This window comes from Shewanella sp. YLB-07, assembly GCF_009377275.1.
Window position 1 is genome coordinate 123,932 of record NZ_VOQB01000008.1, and the last position, 19,590, is coordinate 143,521.

Annotated in this window: 18 protein-coding genes and 1 pseudogene; 14 read left to right on the plus strand and 5 right to left on the minus strand. The window is 39.9% G+C overall.

Annotated features, from left to right (window positions below; translation table 11 throughout):
* The first annotated feature begins 318 nt into the window (after positions 1-318).
* The 5 genes from FS373_RS18045 (at position 319) to FS373_RS18065 (ending at position 8,150) form a co-directional block, all read left to right on the plus strand.
* Positions 319-1,848, plus strand: a complete 1,530-nt coding sequence (locus tag FS373_RS18045) for a hypothetical protein (RefSeq protein ID WP_194165889.1) — start codon at positions 319-321, stop codon at positions 1,846-1,848.
* Positions 1,849-2,063: 215 nt separating this feature from the next.
* Complete coding sequence (locus FS373_RS18050) at positions 2,064-2,849, plus strand: hypothetical protein (RefSeq protein WP_152830072.1); 786 nt, start codon at positions 2,064-2,066, stop codon at positions 2,847-2,849.
* Between the two features lie 511 nt (positions 2,850-3,360).
* Positions 3,361-5,007 (plus strand): ABC-three component system protein, encoded by a 1,647-nt coding sequence (locus FS373_RS18055; protein WP_152830073.1) that lies wholly within the window; start codon positions 3,361-3,363, stop codon positions 5,005-5,007.
* Positions 5,000-5,758, plus strand: a complete 759-nt coding sequence (locus FS373_RS18060) for an ABC-three component system middle component 1 (protein ID WP_152830074.1) — start codon at positions 5,000-5,002, stop codon at positions 5,756-5,758. Before FS373_RS18055 ends, FS373_RS18060 begins: the two co-directional genes overlap by 8 nt.
* The gene (locus FS373_RS18065) at positions 5,751-8,150 is read left to right on the plus strand and encodes an AAA family ATPase (protein ID WP_152830075.1); all 2,400 of its coding nucleotides are present in this window, start codon (positions 5,751-5,753) and stop codon (positions 8,148-8,150) included. The genes FS373_RS18060 and FS373_RS18065 overlap by 8 nt, the downstream gene beginning before the upstream one ends.
* Before the next feature lie 814 nt (positions 8,151-8,964).
* On the opposite strand, the gene FS373_RS18075 is transcribed toward FS373_RS18065, so the two are convergent.
* On the minus strand, positions 8,965-9,975 hold the full coding sequence (locus FS373_RS18075; RefSeq protein WP_152830076.1) for a helix-turn-helix domain-containing protein: 1,011 nt from the start codon (positions 9,973-9,975) through the stop codon (positions 8,965-8,967).
* Positions 9,976-10,047: 72 nt separating this feature from the next.
* Between FS373_RS18075 and FS373_RS18080 the strand changes: the two genes are divergently transcribed.
* The 9 genes and pseudogenes from FS373_RS18080 (at position 10,048) to FS373_RS18125 (ending at position 15,579) form a co-directional block, all read left to right on the plus strand.
* Positions 10,048-10,251 (plus strand): DNA-binding protein, encoded by a 204-nt coding sequence (locus FS373_RS18080; RefSeq protein WP_152830077.1) that lies wholly within the window; start codon positions 10,048-10,050, stop codon positions 10,249-10,251.
* 433 nt (positions 10,252-10,684) lie between these two features.
* Entirely contained in the window at positions 10,685-11,113 is a 429-nt protein-coding gene (locus FS373_RS18085) for a hypothetical protein (RefSeq protein WP_152830078.1), read from the plus strand.
* Positions 11,114-11,184: 71 nt separating this feature from the next.
* Positions 11,185-11,418: a hypothetical protein gene (locus tag FS373_RS18090; RefSeq protein WP_152830079.1), complete on the plus strand. Its 234-nt coding sequence runs from the start codon at positions 11,185-11,187 to the stop codon at positions 11,416-11,418.
* A complete protein-coding gene (locus FS373_RS18095; RefSeq protein ID WP_152830080.1) occupies positions 11,419-11,727 on the plus strand; it encodes a hypothetical protein in 309 nt (102 codons plus the stop codon).
* Positions 11,702-12,016 (plus strand): hypothetical protein, encoded by a 315-nt coding sequence (locus FS373_RS18100; RefSeq protein ID WP_227992956.1) that lies wholly within the window; start codon positions 11,702-11,704, stop codon positions 12,014-12,016. Before FS373_RS18095 ends, FS373_RS18100 begins: the two co-directional genes overlap by 26 nt.
* Positions 12,016-14,319: a replication endonuclease gene (locus tag FS373_RS18105; protein ID WP_152830081.1), complete on the plus strand. Its 2,304-nt coding sequence runs from the start codon at positions 12,016-12,018 to the stop codon at positions 14,317-14,319. The genes FS373_RS18100 and FS373_RS18105 overlap by 1 nt, the downstream gene beginning before the upstream one ends.
* 140 nt (positions 14,320-14,459) lie before the next feature.
* Positions 14,460-14,651, plus strand: coding sequence for a hypothetical protein (locus FS373_RS18110; protein WP_144044789.1), 192 nt, complete (start codon positions 14,460-14,462; stop codon positions 14,649-14,651).
* Positions 14,652-14,904: 253 nt separating this feature from the next.
* Positions 14,905-15,290: pseudogene (locus FS373_RS32775) on the plus strand (type II toxin-antitoxin system RelE/ParE family toxin).
* Positions 15,274-15,579 (plus strand): helix-turn-helix domain-containing protein, encoded by a 306-nt coding sequence (locus FS373_RS18125; protein WP_144044792.1) that lies wholly within the window; start codon positions 15,274-15,276, stop codon positions 15,577-15,579. The pseudogene FS373_RS32775 and the gene FS373_RS18125 overlap by 17 nt, the downstream one beginning before the upstream one ends.
* A 1,233-nt stretch (positions 15,580-16,812) precedes the next feature.
* Here the strand turns inward: FS373_RS18125 and FS373_RS18140 are convergent.
* The 4 genes from FS373_RS18140 to FS373_RS18155 form a co-directional block, all read right to left on the minus strand.
* Positions 16,813-17,148 (minus strand): hypothetical protein, encoded by a 336-nt coding sequence (locus FS373_RS18140; protein WP_152830084.1) that lies wholly within the window; start codon positions 17,146-17,148, stop codon positions 16,813-16,815.
* 452 nt (positions 17,149-17,600) lie between these two features.
* A complete protein-coding gene (locus FS373_RS18145) occupies positions 17,601-17,942 on the minus strand; it encodes a hypothetical protein (RefSeq protein ID WP_152830085.1) in 342 nt (113 codons plus the stop codon).
* A gap of 432 nt (positions 17,943-18,374) precedes the next feature.
* Positions 18,375-18,824, minus strand: a complete 450-nt coding sequence (locus FS373_RS18150; RefSeq protein ID WP_152830086.1) for a hypothetical protein — start codon at positions 18,822-18,824, stop codon at positions 18,375-18,377.
* Positions 18,825-19,115 (minus strand): hypothetical protein, encoded by a 291-nt coding sequence (locus tag FS373_RS18155; RefSeq protein ID WP_152830087.1) that lies wholly within the window; start codon positions 19,113-19,115, stop codon positions 18,825-18,827.
* Positions 19,116-19,590 lie beyond the last annotated feature (475 nt).

A 19,590-nucleotide genomic window follows, 5' to 3' on the forward strand; every position in this document is an offset into this window, starting at 1 on the left:
GCGTGGCTGACTCACCTTTGCCCCAAAGTTTGCTAGAGCAACAAGTATTGCACAAATTGTTTAGTCATATTTGCCATACCTAAGTCAATGCATCGGGCAAGAATCAAGACCTGATCCTATGACTGTGCAGATAACATGGATGATGGCATCAATGATCACCCATTAATATTTCTATATTGAGTGTAAAGCCCGCAAAACAAGCATCACATCGTTGAGAAAGCTTTACCACTCAGATAGCATGAATGGCAACAAAGGAGCCTGCTAGCATGATGGGTGACACCGTTAATTCATATATAAATTCTTCTATCGAGAATAAAGTTGAAAAAAAATAAAAATAAAAGTAAAAAAATAAAAGTCTGTCGTAACGTCAAAAAACAAAGAGCAAAGAAAATAAATAGTGGAAATAATGATGGTAGATGGAAAAAGCATGAGCAGTACCTAGAAGACAGAAAAAAAGAACCATGGATTCTAGATGCAAAGAAAGCATTAGATTGGTTTCTAGAAATTATGGGCGAAGAGCAATGGAACCAACGTAGAAAAGATGTTGTTTCATATTTTAAAAGGCAACAACATAGTTTTTTTCCTAATAAAGGGGGGAATAGAGAAGAGTTATCAGATTCAAATAAAAGAATTGCATTTCATCAAGATTGGACTGCTTGGTACCTGTATCTTGTTGAATCACAATATTACCGGCCATATGTCAGTCAACCATCACAGTCTTGCAGAATACTCCCTTTCTTTTCAGCTTTTGGGCGACATATTGAACTAGCTAAAAAAATATCTGGGATAAACGAAAAGCTGGCTGAATTGCTAAAGGGCAAAAATAACCAACCTGATTCAATGCTTTTTGAAATCAGTGTTGCATTGATGTATGCACGAAATGGTTGGAGTGTTTCATTTATTCCTGAAACAGCCATAAAAAAAACACCAGACTTATTAGTAGAGAAGGGGGCAGAAAGTTTCTACGTAGAGTGTAAAAGACAAGCGAAAGTTACTGAATATTCTGAAATAGAAAGGAAAGAATGGAATATACGCTGGGATAAACTGGTTCATGTCATGTCTAGTTTTAAGACTCCAACATTCTTAGATGTTACTTTCAAAGTTGAAGTGGCAGATACGCCGCAAACAATTATAGCTTCAGCATTTACTGAAATTGCTGATAATGGAATGATTAGCTCTGGCAGGTGCTTGGAGAATGACCAAATAATTGTATCTGTAGATTATATAAATATGGATGAAGTTAATAAACATTTCGATAAATATCAAGTATCTTGGAACTCCCCACAAATGGTCGCTTTGTTTTCAGGGGGGTATGAAAGAAGTGGGAGTTATACTCAAGTGCACTCACCTAAAGGGATAAATGCAATAGGCCCTGATGATGATGAGCATATTTTAAATTTATTCTGTACTGGCGTTCATAAGGCTTACTGCGCAAAGTGGGAGTGCCTATCTGACGCATCAATAGATAAAAAAGCCAAAGATGTTAAGAAACTACTCAATAAAGCGGTAAATCAAGCTCCTGATGAAGGCAATACTATAGTACACATAGCATATGAGACTCTTCACGGGCCCTTTGTTGAATTTGAACGTCACAAAAAAATAGCAAATTCTATAAACACATTTGATTATAAGAACAAAAATGTTCGAGCTGTATTTTGTCATGCACTGCAACCTTCGGTAGGCCCTGAAGATTCTGAGTGGGCTGAAACAACTATACGATTTGGGCTAGAAGGGACTATTCCTTCCGACATTTTACCTCACGATTTATTGTTAGATGAAGTTGCTACAACGATTTCGGGTGAAACTCATTGGTCCCAAGACTTAAGGTCATCAGCTTCCACGGCTTAATAAGTGCATCCAAGCGACCGTATACAGCGGCGCTTGATGTAAGCTTTATAAGGCTCTTGTCTGAATTCTTGTGCTCGGTCATTTGTATATGTATAATCTTTTAGATTCAAACATATGGGGTAGCATAGTTAGGCCTAATGCGTCACTTCTATTACTTGTATTAGAAGAGGAGAGGCGGGTTCGATTCCCGCCCCCCCACCATCACTCGAGATCCCATGACTAAATCTGAAATTAAAGAACTCTTCAAAATTCAAAGTCGAAATGTTCGATATTTAAAAAAAGTCGAGAAGAATTTAACTATGGATATAAATCATTACCTTCTTAAAGGTGATGATTTTAAAGTGGCTATAAAAACTAATTTCTATTCTCTTCTTTACAGTTCACTATCTGAAGCTCAGTTTCTTCAAATTCTTTATACGCCTAATGGTTTCTCATACCCTGAAATTAAGAACGTGCAGGCTAAATACTCGATTGTTGATAAGTGGAAGTGCATGTTAGACCTTGCTCTAAGCCATGTAGGGGATTATCAAGTAGATACTGGCATTGCTTTAAAAAGAGATCATATTAGGGATGTTATTGCTTCTTATATCGAAAAACCTCAGAACATTAGAAATAAAATAGCTCATGGTCAGTGGGTGCATGCACTCAATTCAAAAAGCACAAAAGAGAATTGTGCGATGACTACAGCGGTTAGATCTCTAAATGTTGTTGAGATATCTAGATGGTTTGAAGTACATCAATACCTGTGTTTTATAATTCGTGATTTAGTTCAGTCAGGGTTGGGAACTTTTAATACAAGCTTTATTGATAATTACTCAAAGCTTGACGCTTTTCTGGCCGAGAGTAATTCTTGGACAATTGAGAATCGCGTAAAAAATATAAAAAGAAAGTATCAAAATAGAAAGATAGTTCATAAACTGAATAGATGTCGGTTTATAGAAAATAAAGAGATGACGCGTTTAGTCCCCCTAATTACAGGCCGACCACCACAGTCTCCTTAATCTTTCAGAATTTGGCCATACAAACCTAATGCGATAATGACATTATAGAGCTTTAACTTTAACTCGTATCTGTCCATAGGCATGTCAGCTAGTCTACGCTGACACGGTCGATTTGCCCCAAACGAGTTAGTATTAAAATGAAACTTGAGGCTATTTTACCTTATTCGTTCCGATCCCTTTATCTTATATTTTTCAATAAAATAACGGCCTGTATATTGAAACCCACAATAAAAGTAGGTTATTGTGGGTGCAGTTAGGGAAATGCAGGCTACTCATGAAAGTAGCCATTCAGGGATGAAGACAAGCTAGCAGCACTCACTCTTTTGAGAAAAAGCAGAGAGAATAGCGCAAGCAATTGATTCATATCAACCCTCCCCCTATTTTTTTACGCTTTGCAGCAAAAGCCATTCCCCAAAAACACCCAATCAGTTAGATTGAACAATGGGTGTCTTAGTTATTTATTGTTGTACTAGTTCTTTTAATTAGCTATTCACTTAAAAAGGAATTTAAAATGGCAGATACGGTTAAAAGTGTGTTGCATGATGCGACCCCTTCTTGGAATGGCTATAATTATCAAGGTAAAATTGGGCTTTATGTTTGTTTAGTCAACATTTCCAGAGAAGCGCAAGCGGGTATCGATTTACCAGCTTTTGATGTTTTTCTTGATGAGCATCATATTGAATATGAATGGATTGAAGATTTTTCGATCAAAAAGAATGAAGATTACTTATCTCTTCATCAGGTTAAACATAAAGCGGCGAACAACTTTACGGATCATGTTGACGCTATCGCAACGATTTTACATCGCAAGAACGGTGTATTGTCTGATACTGATATATTTAAATATTTTAAAATAAAAAGTCAAAAATCAGGTGATGCGGCTGCATTAAAAGCCGCGATCAAAAGTGAAATAAATAATAACAACCTAATTGATGATAATGACTTACTCGACAGCAACTGGGAAGAGAAGATAAAAAGTGTTGATAGCCAATACCGCGAAAACCTGATTAAGTGCTTTACTGATTTTGAACTGTTGTTACAAAAAGCGTTTAACTCATCAATTACCTATTTCCATACTTCCGAAGAAGTTGATATTTCGTCAGCGGATATTTCCCAGGTCAAAGGCATTCCTAGCCATTTAGTTGGCGGTTTAACCAATCCTAAAAGCCTAGCTGAAATGGATATTTTTCTCAGCTTCGATAAGCCAACTGCATACAATTTAGCGCTATCCGATGACGCCCTTAATGCTGAAGTTGAGCATCTAATTAATGAGCTTTTACAAAAGATACATATAGGAACAAGCTTTGGTGACGCTGAGGTTAAATTATATAAAGCAGCCCTATGTGCATTGCTTGATCAAAGTATAGTCACCAGACACCAGCACATTCGAGATAAACGAGATAATGATATTCCGTACCTGCAACGTATTAAGCCAACGCTTTCATTCAAAGCCATTGTTAATGAGCTTAGAGAAGACTACAGAGTTCACAACGCACAATATTGGAATTTGATTTGCCGTGAAAATTTTGAAACCGCCTACAGCGAGCAGCTTGATGAGCTTTATCAAGAGATAAAAAGCTCAACGTCAGAAGCTGCTGTTGAATCATATCGCCAATTTGTCTTTAGGCTGGAATTTGTGCGCATTAATATCATTGAGGATTATTTTCCTGATGACTGCATTGGTTTTTTAAGACAAATCTATCCGCACAAAATACTGGGCGATAATGTTCGTCAGTTCTATGAGGCAATATCAGAGCCAGAAAAAATTAAAAACGTCTTTTTAGATTTTATTCAACAAATTATAAAACCTTCAGGTGAGCTAACGTTGAATTGTCCAAATAACATTTCGAAATATCAACCTAGTTGTATCAACTTTAACCTAACTAGTGAACGACGCAAAAAAATTGAAATTAATACAGTAAAAAAAGGCCTAGTAGATAATCATGGAAACCAATCAGCAATTGATAAAAATGTTGATTACATTGTCGTTAATTCAACTGACGCTAATGATGTATTCTCAGCTGGCATAGAAAAAATAACAGAAATATGCAGCTACAAAAATTCGCCACCAAAGGCAAAAGAGTCAGATAAATACACGAACGGAAAGGACATTAAATTTATGGACAGTCGTAGAGCATTCGGGGAAATTAATGGATAAATTTTTTGATAAGCTGATGGCGCGCATTTTCGTTGAGTCACAGTTTTCTCTGGCAAAAACACCATTTACTGAAGGTGATTGGTCGACTTCAGTTTATATCGCTCATAAACCGCATGGTGATTATTTTATATACCTTAACCTTCCGGAAAACTTGCTGGCTGATGTCATTAACGATATTCAAATCAAGTTGTTTTCTTTGATAAAAGATGGATTTGAACAATTTGAACAACTAAGTGTTGGTGGTTTAGATGATGTAGAAATATCACCTTCATTTGATAAAAATGCGACTTTAATCATCTTTACCTCCCATGAAATAGGTGAGCAACTGAAGGTACTGAAACAGTCTATCGCGATAGAAGAAGATCCATATTTTTTTAAGAAACAAGTGCTATCCGTTACAACTAACGAGCGCACAGTTGTTGCAGTAAGCTTTGATCAGAATAAAGATAACTATACGTCCTACTTGCAAGGGTTAATCTCTGACGTTGAAAGATTTAATGAATTTACGAGCACAAAGTCATTGGGACTTAATAGCAGCGGTATTGAGTATTTTTTTACCGCGAAGCTGTATGAAAAACTACCTTTCTTAACCTTATTAGTAAAAGAGTCCAATCAACAAAATTTACAACAACAGATAGATAACAAATTATCTACAGAGCAGCGTATCAATTGTAGTGAATTGTTAGCACTAGATATCAATAAGTTAGATGAGTGGATCAACGAAATAGTTAAGGAAACGGTCGATGATTAAATTAGGAAGGATGCTAATAGAAAACTTTAAGTCTTTTATCGAACCGATGATTTTTGATTTTACTGATCGTGATTTGGTTCTTTTTGATGGCCCGAATGGTTTTGGTAAAACGACTATTTTTGATGCTGTGGAGTTATGCTTTACGGGTCAAATTTCCCGAATAAAGCATACTGACATTAAATCAAAAAAGGATCATATTCTTAAAGGGGATAATGGCAAGCCAACTACTATTAAATTAGAATTACTAAATGGAGATGAAACGCTTTTAGTCATCGGTATATATATCCCTGCCGACATTTCAGGGGCGCAAGGGAAAGTATCCAAGTATAGAGACGTAATAGACCGATTTGAGAGTGAACAGTGGTTAGATAACTTAGTTACTGATAGCTTGAGAAGTACTCCACTTGATATAAAAAAGTTAAAGCAGCTTCTAGAAAATGAAAAGTTAGATTCAACCTTTACCTTGTTTAATTATATTCAACAAGAAGAAACCTGCCATTTTTTAAAGTTAGATGAAAATAAGCGCCATCAACAAATAAGTCACTTGTTTGGCACGATAGAAGAAACAAATAAGGCGATAAAATTAGATGCTCTTAAGACTAAAGTAAAAGAAGAAATTGACGCTTATACACCTAAAATTGCTGACATCGGAAATGAACTTGCTGAGTTGTCAAAGCCTAATGTTCAAAAATCAGATGAAGAAACAATACTTGGAAGCGGTAAGATTTCTGTGTTAGCTGATTTGTCGTCAAGTACAGTGGAACAACTTAATTCTTACAAAAATAACTTAGAAGGGGTTGATTGGGTTTTAAAGAATTTTTCAAAATTTAATGAATTAAAATTCAATTATCTTCTTAAAGAAATAACCACTAAACGTACAGCTGAGCTTGATAGCTTTGTAAAGGTAGGCATTGTTGAGAGTTATCAAGCGATAGTAAAACTGAATAAACATTACTTAATTTGGAAAAAAACGTGTAAAAAAGCAACTAGCTACAACGATCTGATTAGACTTTTTGACGGTGAACCAAGTGCTCTTAGTAAAGATATTCTAGATAAATATAGAGAGAAATTTCCCAAATACTACGATATGTTCGCAACAGATATTGCCACCTTCAATGCTTTATTACTGACTAATAGCTCATTTAATTCACTAATAGTTAAAATTGAGGGATGCCGTAAGAGTTTATTATCGCATTACAGAGGGCATATTGGGCATGATGAAAGTAAGGAGCACGAAGGTATACCTTGCCCGTTATGTGGCGATATAAAGCCAGAATGGCAGGATTTACTCGATGAGTATGATGTACAAACAAAGCGTTTTGACGATCAGTTAGGTGAAAATGGTAAATTATTAGCTGAGGTGACTAAACGGCTTATAAAAGAGCTTGTGACGCCTTTAGTTGTCAAAATGAAGCGGTTTACGGCTATGTATGAACAGTACATTAGCATTAATTTTGAAACCTTGATTAAGGTTAAGTATATTGAAAAGACTGATTTCGACAGAATGGTAAGAGTAAGAAGTTGGCTTAATACCAATGTTGGAGATTGTTCATCATTTCTAGATGGCACTTTATTTGACATTAATCAAGACTATGGCGAAGTCAAAGATCAGCTTATACGGTTTATCAATAGTCATAAGAAATTGATTGAAGCTGAAGTACCAAAAGAATACCCTTTTTATGTTCAAGATTTGAAAGTGTTTAATTTAGCGTTTGATGAAAATGACAGATTATCAATTGATGAGAGTGATATAACCAAGGACTTAACATTACTATCTCGGTTAATGGTTCAACAAAGCTCAGCATCTTATAAAGCGAAAGAAAAAGAGCTATCCCTTTTAAGAACAAAAGTTAAAAAATTAACACAAAAAAGAGGCGTAATATCAGCCATTAGCTCAGTTTTTAACGATGAAATTAAGGCATATGAAAAAGCCGTTGCGAAACATATTGCTATACCGCTTTTTGTTTATAGCTCAAAAATATTGCAGTCGAGACCTGAAGGTAGTGGTGTTTTTTTAATTACCCCAGAAAGAGGTGGAGCTAAGGGGTTTATACAGTTCAGCGCGACTCCCAATGATAGTCATGATGCATGGAACACAATGAGCTCAGGACAGCTTGCCGGCGTTGTTATTTCCTTTATGTTAGCGATGAATAAAGTTTATCCTCCGAAGCTTTCTACCATAATGATTGATGATCCCGTCCAGACAATGGATGAAGTTAATATGGCTTCTTTTGTACAACTAATGAGATATGAGTTTCCAGATATGCAAATTTTACTATCAACCCATGAAAGCAAAGTTGCTAATTATATTAATTACAAATATAGCGAAGCTGGCTTGAAAACGTTACCAATAAACATGAAGGATAAACGGCTAGAGCTTGTAGAATCATAGCAATTTTATTGTGCGCTATAAAAAAAATATGGACAGGCATGGTTAATGGCATACTTACATTCCTCCGACTAAGTTTTAATGATGAGCCTTAGTAGGAGGTTATTATGCCCCGTCCCGCAGCACTCAAATTAGTATTTAAGATACGCCATATTATCATTGCTACAGCCGAACAGTTAGACGCGCCTACCTTACGGAAGTAGATGATTTTAAAGGGAAATCTTATGAGTGTCGTAGTATAATCAAGACACCACAATTGTTAGGTAGGGGTTCCTCTCCCATAACAACTGCCACGTTGAATAAAGGGGTCGAAACTAATTAGGGCTTTCTGATAATTTAAGATACTTTTTCTAATCAATGTCAGGCTGTTTCGACTCAATGATCTAAAACGTTTCTGTCCAAAAGTGAGCTAGCGAGAGATTGTGTCTTAGTTGTAATGAAGGTGTTCATTATGATAGTGGGATGTTGGTGATGGCTCCGATTTGTCAGGCTGTGGGTATATTTTATGTCGGAGTATGGTTATATCTTTTAGATAAGTTATTGAAAGCTGGAAGCTGCCTATGGCAGGCTTTGCTTCCAGCGACATGAGGAGGGGCCGCGACCACACAGCAGGCGTTTCAGTTTACAATGAAGTGAGCTATTTCTCTAGGTAACTGGCTATCTTGGCTGTTACCTGCAAGAATAAATCTTTAGTCCGTAGATGTTCGGGCTTTTTTGTCTTTTTCACTGCCATCTTTCCCGCCCCGTTCACTGCTGACGAAGTGCACTAAGCGTCACGGGTGATTGCTCATGGCGCTCCAGTTCATTTATCAATGACTTAATAACGCGCTAATACTGAAACAACCTTGCCATGTACTTCGGTGGTTTCAGGGTTAACCTCATATTTATCATCACCATCAATAAAATACACGTTACCGTCCGGTAGTTGTCGTAACTCACCGAGTTGAAATACACCATTTACCAAAAATAGGTACAGTCCTTTCGTTACCGTTAAGGCTTTTTTATCAATGAAATATGATTTGTTGTCACTAATTATCACGATATCTGATGCGGGAGAAATACCAATGTTCGACCAGAAAAAATTATTGGCCACATAGTGGGTTGTGGTCGTCAGCTTGCCGTTATCAAGCACATAGGTGTTATCACAACCCGTTACACCGTCGGTTAGCGAGTCCTGAGATGAGCATGTGTTATCAACAGGCTCAACGTCGTTTTCTTGAGCCTTACGATCTTCCCACTCATAACCGAAGCATAAATCATGCATAGAAACGCCAGTAGCGAGATGAACTCGGCAAAGCAACTCATGCGGTGTCGTTTTGCGGGTTTGCCACGTGGCCAATGTGCCTATGTTCACTGAACATAACCTGGCTAATTCAGCTTTACTCTCAACTCCTAACACCTTCAGTAAGCGGTTTATGATGGGGACGCCACCGTCACAATGGAGCAGCTGATGTAGTGGGTAGTGAAAACTGTGGATGTTTTGATTAATCGAAGCAAAATTAGCCGTCTTGTTCGGATCCTGACAATATTGCATTACATTTAGATCAACTTCAGCTTTATCAAAGAGTAAATACGCTATTGAAATACCTGTGGCCAAGTGAATTCGAATTAATAGCTCATAGGGTACGGTTGACCGTGTTTGCCAAGTTGCAATAGACCCAGTGGATACACCAATTATCTCTGATAACTCAATCTTATTCCTCAGATTAAACACGTGCAAAAGTCGGTCAACTAGCACCTTTCCACCTTTCGTAGCTAGCGGTTTTTTAATAAAAGTATAAACATTTACCTTTTCATTGTTGCTATTGATGTAAAATTGATCAATCATAGTTTCGCCAGTTGATTTTACTCTCTGTTACTCAACATGACAGAAAGACACATAATTTGAGGATAGCATCAAATGAGTAATCTATCACTACACATTGACGCCCCATTCTTGTCATTTGAAGAGTATGCCCGCCGCACGGGCACTACCGTTGACAATGTTCGATATCTTGTCCGTGAAGGACGCCTACCTATTCGCCCTAAGTGTAAGCCGCAAGAACGGCCTTATATCAATATGTTGGCCTTAATGAAAGAAGCTTCTGAGCTCTGTTTATCCTGAGAACCAACTAACATCATCATTTGAGTTGTTACCTCTTTAAATGAAGGTGAGTAAAAGGTTTTTTACGTTTGTGTTTACCCCATCTGAGCGTACACAAAAAATCCGGTGAGCAGTCATATCTTGTTAAGACAGGTTTTCAGCCAGAAACAGCGTGATAAGTGGCTGCTCACTCTGCTGTATCCGTTATCTGGGCATAAACGCATTTAATCACTGCATGCAGGATGGATTGTTGTATGAGCTCAATTTCACTTGATGTAAAGGCACTGCGATTGTCAGTGCCATGAAGCAGTAAGAGTGCGGATTGAGTAATTACAGAACGAGGACTTTACGCACATGACGTTGAACTGCAGCTTCACGTTATGCCTGTTTTATCTGTCGCGGTCTATTCCGTACAAACTGGGCCAATGACAGTGCTGATGTGATCGGGGATTTTATGAAAACATTACAGCCATTGGTGTCAAAAATCGCACCCCAAATAGCAACGGACCTTAATCAGGGACTGAAACAAAATGATGAGCCAAAAGGCAATGAGGTAACTCAGGTCATCCATGGTGTTGATTGCTTAAGGGAACTCTTAGATCGTAGTTGTGTCGCCAGTCGTTATTGCCAGTTATCCGATCAGCAAAAAGCCATGATCCTCTATGGTGCCAAACTTAAGCCAAGTACTCATATCAATACCCCACTAGACAGTATGACGATTGCCGAGCGTGAACAGATCCGTCAATCGATTATCGCGCTCTGTGATATCAGCGATCGCTTCGGCAGAACCCTGTTGACTCGTGACCGTTTCGACCACAAGCCAAAAGGGATGAGATTGTCCACAGCTAAATCGTTAATTCAAGAAGCAAAAGACAGGCATTAAAAAGCCACTTCCGTTCGCAGCGGATGTGGCCGTGTCGGCTCATTTCAATTAAACATTGAGGAATAACAGATATGGAAACGACAAAATTGAGTTTAACAATTGATGAAGCTTTTCGCAATGAAGCGAATAAAGTGATTGCCGCGTTATCTAATCCTAATTATCCGGTTGAGCCTGCTGTTGCCGAATCGGTTATCGAATCATTGCATGCCATCTCCGAAAGCCTTGAGCTGGATGTCACTAAGGCACTCCGAATTCGCCTTATTGGCATTCGTAATCACATTCACGTTAATCAAGTGGTGACTTAAATGAATGCATTAGCCAAAGCCGTCGCTCAAGTTGGGAAGTTTGATTTAGCCAATCCGAAGCATTTAGCGATGCGGAGAATATTAGCTCATGTCTATGTGGATCATGTGATTAATCTTGATTTAGGTGTGCTTCCCAATGTCGAGTCTGCGTTTAATCAGGCGGTAGGCATTAATAGCGCTGCACTTTGGTGTCTTGAGGATGACATCAACCTTTGGAAATTGAGTGGTGCAGTCGTTGACCATATGAAGACATTACTGGAAGCATATGAAGCGAGGAGGTGGCATGAGTCATCTAATCGAAGTGGGTAAACGCGTTGCAGTTTGCCGTTATCAGAGTGAAGCGATGAACACTGCCGTTTGTCATCACCTGCTTAACCACTATCGCGCTGAAAAGTGCGATTTAAGGAGTGAGATCAGGCGTTATCTTGAAAACTCACATTCGCTCGCTGACGCTAGCACCTCGTCTATTGCCAAACATTCAGGTGCGTTGAACTGTCTGTACTGGCAGGCGATGGGCCATGGCTTGGTTAATTTTGCTAAAGGGATCCGCCGCACACTAGTTAAAGCCAACGTAGTGCATGGGATCGAGGGAATGTAATGTATTCCCCAATTGTATCACCGCAGTCCAGGGCGTTACCCTCGGCGCTTTTTTCTGGATTCGTCAAAGCCCCGCCTAAAGGGGGAAGGTGCCTATTCAAGCCACACACCTTGCCTGTTCAACCAATCAGCGTACTCACTGCAGAAGATCACCAGGAACGCCACTTTATCGACGGCTATCAAACGGTTGAACGGCCAAAGAATGCCAATGCGCATCAGGCACTTTTCGAGGTCAATGCCTTACTCGATGAGGTTTCGCCCAATCATGCGGTGCTCAATAGTAACCGCCGTTTTGCCAATGCCCGCTTGAGCCATCTGCCGAATAAAATCCGGATTAAGATCAGTGCTGAATATCAGCGCCGCTTGACCCCCAAAGACAGCTCTATTAGTACTACGCGACGACTGCGAAACGCTAATATCTATTTGAGAAAGACCACTGACTTTATCAACCAAGTCTGGCTGAAATACCCATTCCACAATGTCGGTAGTTTTCTCAGTACCACCTCAAAACACGTGAATGCAAGCAACGGCAGAAAAACAACTCACTACGGCGGCTTTGCGTTAATCAAATACCGCAATAGTCAACGTCTCAAAGATGTGGCTAATCGTTTGGCCTTAACCGTACTCGATGAAGTGAGAGATGCAGGGAGCCAGAACCAGGGTGATATTGCTTTTTTAAAGGCTTATGACGCAGCTGCTGTTATTTGTCAGCTGTGGCAAGTGATCCCGCCTTATTATTGCGCGGTGAAAAGTGATCATATTATCGCCGCGGCTGAGTGCGCCATATTGCGTATGACCAGTCCTAAATGGTGGCTCAATCAACTGCGTACCTTACGTGATCTGTGTTGTGAGCACCTGAATGTTGCTGCAGGCCTGGTCGGTGAAGACAGCCCTTTTCTGAGTCGTGACAGTTTTAATGAGTGGTGTGAACAGCAAAAGAGTAGCCTTGACTGGCTAGAGCGCACCATGATTGAATCGGAAGCGGGTGTGGTTTTGCCACTGATTGATGCAGCCATGGCGGGTAACGCTAATCCTGCCAATCGGTTTACTGAATTGATCGTCAGGGCGCGGGGGCTTGAGGAAGTGGCCGAAGAACAAGGCCAAAACGGATTGATGATCACCCTGACTGCACCGAGTCAATATCACTTCAACTCTGATAAATGGAATGGTGAAAGCGCCCGTTTTACTCAGGCTTATCTGTCTGGACAATGGCGAAAAATCCGGGCGGCTTTGTCATACCGCAATATCCACATTCAGGGACTACGAGTCACTGAACCACACAAAGATGGTACGCCGCATTGGCATATGCTGATCTTCGTTCATCCGGAGCATGCCGAGGTGCTTAACGCGTTGTTGGAAAAGTACGCGTTTGAAGTTGATGGTGACGAAGAAGGGGCGGCAGAACACCGTTTAGTCATCGAGCCCGTAGACAAAGCTAAAGGTTCAGCAGTGGGTTACATCATTAAGTACCTGTCGAAAAACATTAAAGGTGAACACATGCAAGGGGAACTCGATTTTGAATCGGGTTTGTCAGCCCATGACGCTGCAACTAATGCTGCAGCCTGGGCCAGTCGTTACCGTTTACGTCAGTTTCAATTTTTTGGATCGTCATCAGTCCAGGTATGGCGTGAGCTAAGAAGGCTGAAAGCGTGCCCGCAGCCGGCAGAGATTGAACCTGCTCGCGCCGCCGCTGATAGTTCAAACTGGAAGGCGTTTGAAGCAGCTTTAGCAGTTAACCCTATTAAACTCGACTATGAAGAAACTCAATGTGGCAACGAATTTGGTGAGATGACCAAGCGGGTGTTTGGGCTGCGCGCCCTGGCGACAAAAGCAGATGGAAAGATTGGTGTCAGATCGGTGATCACTCGGGGAGATAAGTGGACCATCAGGCCCATGAGTGATGATGAAAAGCTGGACTACAAACAGCTCAAAATAGCGCGGGCGTTTATCTTTAAACACAATGCTTCCATCGAGAAAAAACAGGATAGGGCGCCCATCCCCAAATGGCGGCAAGTTTACTCTGTTGGGCTTAGCTCTGGCGTTAAGAGTCGCGGCAGCGGCGATACTTGGACTTGTGGGAATAACTGTACAGATGTCGTTTGGGGAAGCCAACAGGCCAAATTCTCTGAGGAGGTGTTGCGGTATCTCGCGTCTCATGGTGTAACCGAACACGATACGCTTGAGCAGCTTGCCATGGGGTTAAGAATTTTTACCGATTCAGGTCGAATGTGGTGGGTAAGTGACGGTCAGCTTCAGTTCGAGCGCCTGCTTGATAAAGAAGAGAGTGAATTTGACTATTTTTAATTCCTGGGAGGGGACTAGTGTATCGACTCAATCATTTACTGAGTAGATGAATGACAGTATCCATTTTATCTGTTCCTGTTTGCTAATGTGTGAATAATGGCAGAGGCACTGTCTTAGTGTGCCAACGATGGATGAGAATAATGACTAATGAATTTATGCTGTACCAGAAAGTCGACCTGTTAAATGGACTGTTTCTTCACCTCGAAACTGAGAGTAAAAAGGATATGTGTAATGCAATTTTAGCGGATGTACTTATGGTACATAAGCAGCTGTATTTCACCACCGGCGTCATGTCAGCGGTCCTTGATGAACGAGGGACTACACGAGGTTGATAGCGTTAGGGTAGAGTAGAGGGCTGATGCCTGAATGACTCGTCAGTGGATCACCTGTAGGGTCTTATGCATGAATCATCGGAGAATGATCACGCCCTAAATTATGAGCGCTAGGCTGAATCAACGTGCACGGTATCTTAGTCAGTGCATTAAAAAAGATAATGTCGTTATGCAATCAAACTGACATTGCCATGCTATATTTGTTAAGTGTAATCAATGTGACCATAATCATATTGATCACAGTGTGGGTATGATGCGAGTATTTAAATCAAAGAGCTTTAACAAGTTTGCCGCCAGTGAAGGTATCTCTGATGTTCAATTAGTTGATGTCGTTCGAGAGATGGAAAATGGACTTTTTGAAGCAGAATTGGGCGGGGTGTCTACAAAAAGCGGATTGCAACGTAAGGTCAGGGTAAAAGTGGAGCAACCCGAAACATTATAGCGATGAAGGAAGGTGAACGTATTGTCTTCATGGTTGGGTACAAAAAGAACACTGTTAAGAAGTCTGCTAAAGAGATTTCTGACAAAGAGCTAAAAGAACTAAAAATCATGGCACAGACTTACTTTGGCATTGACCTAAGTAAAATCAAGTCAGATTCAAAAGTATTAATCGAGGTGAAATATGAGCGATATCCTTAACTCTTTACGCGACGATCTTGAAGGGTTGGTTGATGAAAGGCTTGTTGACCAAATCACTCTGCGTGAGTTCGATAAGAGTAACCTTATCTTCAATGAAGACATAACCGCTGACGAAATCAAGAACCTTAGGATTGTAAATCACATCAGCCAAGCTGTTCTAGCGGAAACATTGAACATTTCACCAGTGAGTGTACAACGGTGGGAGCGAGGTGTCTCAAAACCAACAGGACCAGCAGTCGTTCTGCTGAACATCATTAAGTCTCGCGGGTTAAAAGCGCTGATGGCATAACACTCATAGAACACCATTATAAATTAGGTCGTTACACTGGATCTGCTACGGTTCTGTCGCAAACTGAGATTTCGTCCATTATATTTTCTTTAGTTGCATTCATATTGCTTCTGCTTGTTGCAGCAGATGAGTACTGGGCACGAAGAAAAATACTTCAATCTGAGATGTTAATTGCTGAACTTAAGATTATTGAAAAAAAGCGGGATGCTGCTGTTTTTATCAACGGGGGCCCCTTAAGGGAATTCAAGCATTTTCTCGTGATTGCCGTAGTGGTGGCTAGCTGGTTTTACTTTGGAATAAACTCATAACAAGGCCAAGTAATCCGACTCCGTCAGCTGTCGCGTTTCTTGCAACAAAGTCACAACAAATCGCGCCAACCACCCCACGGTTGGTAGCGTTATATACCCAAGGATAACCATGAAAGAACCTGAGATTAAGAGCCAATTTAAAATTGTTAATCGTAATTCGATCTTAGTTAAAATATTTGCAGTTCTAATGTGGCTTCCATTGACTACTATCTTCATTTTAGGTTCTGAAAGCTTTATTGGTATAACTCGGTCAAACGCGAATTTAATGTTCATTTTTGGAATGACTGTGAATTTACTTTTCTTAACCATTTATTGGAAATGCCCTAAATGTAAGCAAAATTTAGGCTCCGGAATCAAAGTGAAAAAATGCAAAAGTTGTGGTGCTCGCTTAAGGCAATAGGTTCATTAACCTCTTATATACAGTAGATTAGCTATGCGTACTTTAACTGGTCTAATGAGGTGAACGCGCATGCGCACTATACAAAGGTTGAACTAAGCCGCTGCGCGGAGCCAAAAGCCAGCTCGCTGTTCCACACTTACCTTGAAAAACACCGATCCCATATTTACAATACCAACGTACAGCCCAAATGATAATGTCGTGGGAAAATTGTCGATACTTAAAGAGTCTCATGAGATAGCAGGCCTAAAACAAAAGAGGAGCTTAGCTGATTCGACGATCTTTGCAACAGAGCCATATTAACTCCTAGTAAATAGCCAGGAGTTAATATGAGGGGTCATTGACATTTGTTGAAGATGTACTTGCTCGGACGCTTACAGTACATCGATACGTTGTATCGCTAAAGAGTTGGGCCGTAGCCCTGGTGCAATCTCAAGAGAGATCACACTTCCTTCCTGATTGTGATAAATATGAAATCTACACCAGCAGCAATGGGGAAATATTAGAGTTTAGGATTGACGGTGCCATTTATTTTGTTGTTAAGAAATAGTAAGCTCCACCCCAGAAAAATGACAAAAACCAATACATCAAGTACCCAACAAAACCACGCCATTCTAGAAAGGAATACGTAGAGTAGATAGACATAATAACTAAAAGGAATGTTAGTAGGCCAAAGGTTAAATTTCTTTTTGACAAGAATACAACTTCTTTTAGAGGGAACATCCATATAAAGAAAACCATCCCCAACACCCCAAACCACCATCCTTTAGTAAATAGAGCAATCAAGAAACAAGGTAAAGCAGTAATCAGCCCACCTAACATTCCCATATCACCATATAGGTTTCTTTCACTTTTATTATTCATTGCTAGTTATTTCCTTCATTCAAAAATACTGCAGTACTTGTAGTTGTAGCAATAGAGTCTAAAATCACACGTCGCCGGACGCCTCAGAGGTGCAGGTAGAGCATTAGGTAACATTTTCTGAGTCGCAAAAGTAGACCAACTCATACCTAATGCAGCACTATTGTTACTATTAACGCCACTTAAATCTTCAAAGTTAATATATGCGTCCGCTAAAGTACTCGCAGATGATAAAGATAAAGATATATAAGCTAATGCGGGAGCTGCAGGAGGAAAAAACACTAATGAACCTGAAGCTGCCCATGCAAAATTATTTACAGGCTCAGCTGGAGGGTTGGCCTATGTATCGCCTGCTTATCAAGTTCTATGTGAAGATTATTCCTGAACCTTCAAGATGCGACAGAACCATCGTTGTGTCACTTTGGCACGCGAACTTGCAACAGAGCCCTTGTTAGCTACATCACAATATTAGTGATTTGCATGTATGTCATATCCCCTTCAACACTCCCACAGATACCTATAAATTTAACGGGTGTTTTCGTTGTCCGAGCGGTTAACCCAACAGATAATATAGATTTAGTAAAATCAGATTCTTCAACATAAGCATATTTAGTTTTTTCGCACCCTTCTATTTCCCAATAGCCTTTTGACGGCATAAAATAATAATGAGCTTTACCTTGATATAGCTGTATTTTTAGCTCGCTTATTACATCCTTACCCGTTGTTACACTGTCACCCGCAGCTCCGTATGAGAATGTTGAAAATAAAAAAAATGTTAAAAATAATATTCGAAGCATAAATATTTCCTGATTATGAGGTTGTAGCTAACGTCTTAGTCTTTAGCCCCTCCACCACATGAAACTCAACACTTTACACCTTAAGCCGCGTTCAAATGCTGCATAAATATGTCATAAGGTGAATAATATCCGAGCGAGGCTCACTCTCGTGTTTAATATATGTTCTATCTTCGCTATCTCCTCATCCGTAACCTGATTGAAGTGCCTACGTACAAAAGCGGTAAAAATGACAACTTACGCCACTTACTTCACTGATAAATAACAATTAGTTAGTCACACCTCCCCTTCGAAATGACCAGTCCCTACCTACTGTCAAAAGCAAGATTCGGTTTAGATCAAATTGAACATCGTTAGCGGCTCCCCGTGTAAAGTCGCATTCGACATGGAGATTCACGTGTCGCCAAGTCAGCATCAAAATTGAGGCATCTACAGTTAGCCCTGCCTTGCCCCCCGGCGCACTCTAATCACACATATTGCTATATACATAGACATGAATATCGCCAGCAATACAAATATCATTCGATAAGGTGAATTCAACGTTATCGCTATACTTTCCTTGTAACCTTCAACAACTTCACCATTAATAGTCAAGCCGAATGACTTTTTATTATAAGTCTGTACTATTGCATCTTTGCCTAAGTAATCATTTCCCTTACCTAATTCGCAATTGGTATTAACAAGAAAATGTTCCACACCACCATTACTTAGTTTTAGTTTTAGTTGTAGTTGCATCGGTCTTTTAAGCGGCTTTTTACATCGAGAACCCAACACGACACCGTTATATTCTTTATATTTATCAGTGTCATACTCATCACTTCCAGACGTGATGGCACCAATAATCATACCCACCCACAAGATTAGTAATATACGTACCTTATACATTTAATCGTTTCCATTACTTGGCAATTGTCCAACTGAATATGGAATTGTATATGCGTCCATAGCCCCTAGTCCTACAGTACCAACTCCTATGCTTTGACCAGATAAACTGAATATTCCTTTCCACGCAGTAGCACCTGACAACAGGGTAGTTGTATAGGTTGTTGCATCAGCTATCATATTGGCTTGGATTTCAGTAGAGCCGACACTTAATGCTAATTGTATAACGGGGTCTTGACCTGTTGAAGCAATAATAAACTGGCGAGCCGCATCGGCACCTAACACTGGTGCCATGACACAGGTTGTTCCCCAGCTTGAGCAATTAACCAATAGCAGTCGCTTTCATCTTGTTTATTTAACCAATCCTGTAATGTCATGCCTCATCCTCGCTTAAGGGGCAGCAGCTTTTAACTGCTGGGGTGTGAGCGGCTTCAGCCATCAAAAATATGGCTGGCATAATAGAAACAGCCGTTGCCTCGGGAAGCTGTACGCTTCTCCCTGAGCCAATACAACGGCCTCAACTTGGAAGTGTAATTGATTTGTATGTTATATCGTAGCTCTCAAAAGTATGCTTGAAATTAGTGGGGAAAATTTAGAAGTTAGGTGTTATAACACCAAATTTTAACGGCATAAATACAGTCATTTATGCCGTCTCTCACTATATATAGTGAGAGACGAATCAGGCTGTTGGGAATTGCCACCGCTAAAATACATACAAATCAATTACACTTCCATACAGAACCGGACGTGCAGAACTACCTAAGTTCAT

What these genes read in the sequence shown, in the direction of transcription:
- FS373_RS18050 (WP_152830072.1), top strand. Translation starts at nt 2,064, where the DNA reads ATGACTAAATCTGAAATTAAAGAACTCTTCAAAATTCAAAGTCGAAAT.
- FS373_RS18055 (WP_152830073.1), top strand. Translation starts at nt 3,361, where the DNA reads ATGGCAGATACGGTTAAAAGTGTGTTGCATGATGCGACCCCTTCTTGG.
- FS373_RS18060 (WP_152830074.1), top strand. Translation starts at nt 5,000, where the DNA reads ATGGATAAATTTTTTGATAAGCTGATGGCGCGCATTTTCGTTGAGTCA.
- FS373_RS18065 (WP_152830075.1), top strand. Translation starts at nt 5,751, where the DNA reads ATGATTAAATTAGGAAGGATGCTAATAGAAAACTTTAAGTCTTTTATC.
- FS373_RS18075 (WP_152830076.1), bottom strand. Translation starts at nt 9,975, where the DNA reads ATGATTGATCAATTTTACATCAATAGCAACAATGAAAAGGTAAATGTT.
- FS373_RS18080 (WP_152830077.1), top strand. Translation starts at nt 10,048, where the DNA reads ATGAGTAATCTATCACTACACATTGACGCCCCATTCTTGTCATTTGAA.
- FS373_RS18085 (WP_152830078.1), top strand. Translation starts at nt 10,685, where the DNA reads ATGAAAACATTACAGCCATTGGTGTCAAAAATCGCACCCCAAATAGCA.
- FS373_RS18090 (WP_152830079.1), top strand. Translation starts at nt 11,185, where the DNA reads ATGGAAACGACAAAATTGAGTTTAACAATTGATGAAGCTTTTCGCAAT.
- FS373_RS18095 (WP_152830080.1), top strand. Translation starts at nt 11,419, where the DNA reads ATGAATGCATTAGCCAAAGCCGTCGCTCAAGTTGGGAAGTTTGATTTA.
- FS373_RS18100 (WP_227992956.1), top strand. Translation starts at nt 11,702, where the DNA reads ATGAGTCATCTAATCGAAGTGGGTAAACGCGTTGCAGTTTGCCGTTAT.
- FS373_RS18105 (WP_152830081.1), top strand. Translation starts at nt 12,016, where the DNA reads ATGTATTCCCCAATTGTATCACCGCAGTCCAGGGCGTTACCCTCGGCG.
- FS373_RS18110 (WP_144044789.1), top strand. Translation starts at nt 14,460, where the DNA reads ATGACTAATGAATTTATGCTGTACCAGAAAGTCGACCTGTTAAATGGA.
- FS373_RS18125 (WP_144044792.1), top strand. Translation starts at nt 15,274, where the DNA reads ATGAGCGATATCCTTAACTCTTTACGCGACGATCTTGAAGGGTTGGTT.
- FS373_RS18140 (WP_152830084.1), bottom strand. Translation starts at nt 17,148, where the DNA reads ATGAATAATAAAAGTGAAAGAAACCTATATGGTGATATGGGAATGTTA.
- FS373_RS18145 (WP_152830085.1), bottom strand. Translation starts at nt 17,942, where the DNA reads ATGCTTCGAATATTATTTTTAACATTTTTTTTATTTTCAACATTCTCA.
- FS373_RS18150 (WP_152830086.1), bottom strand. Translation starts at nt 18,824, where the DNA reads ATGTATAAGGTACGTATATTACTAATCTTGTGGGTGGGTATGATTATT.
- FS373_RS18155 (WP_152830087.1), bottom strand. Translation starts at nt 19,115, where the DNA reads ATGGCACCAGTGTTAGGTGCCGATGCGGCTCGCCAGTTTATTATTGCT.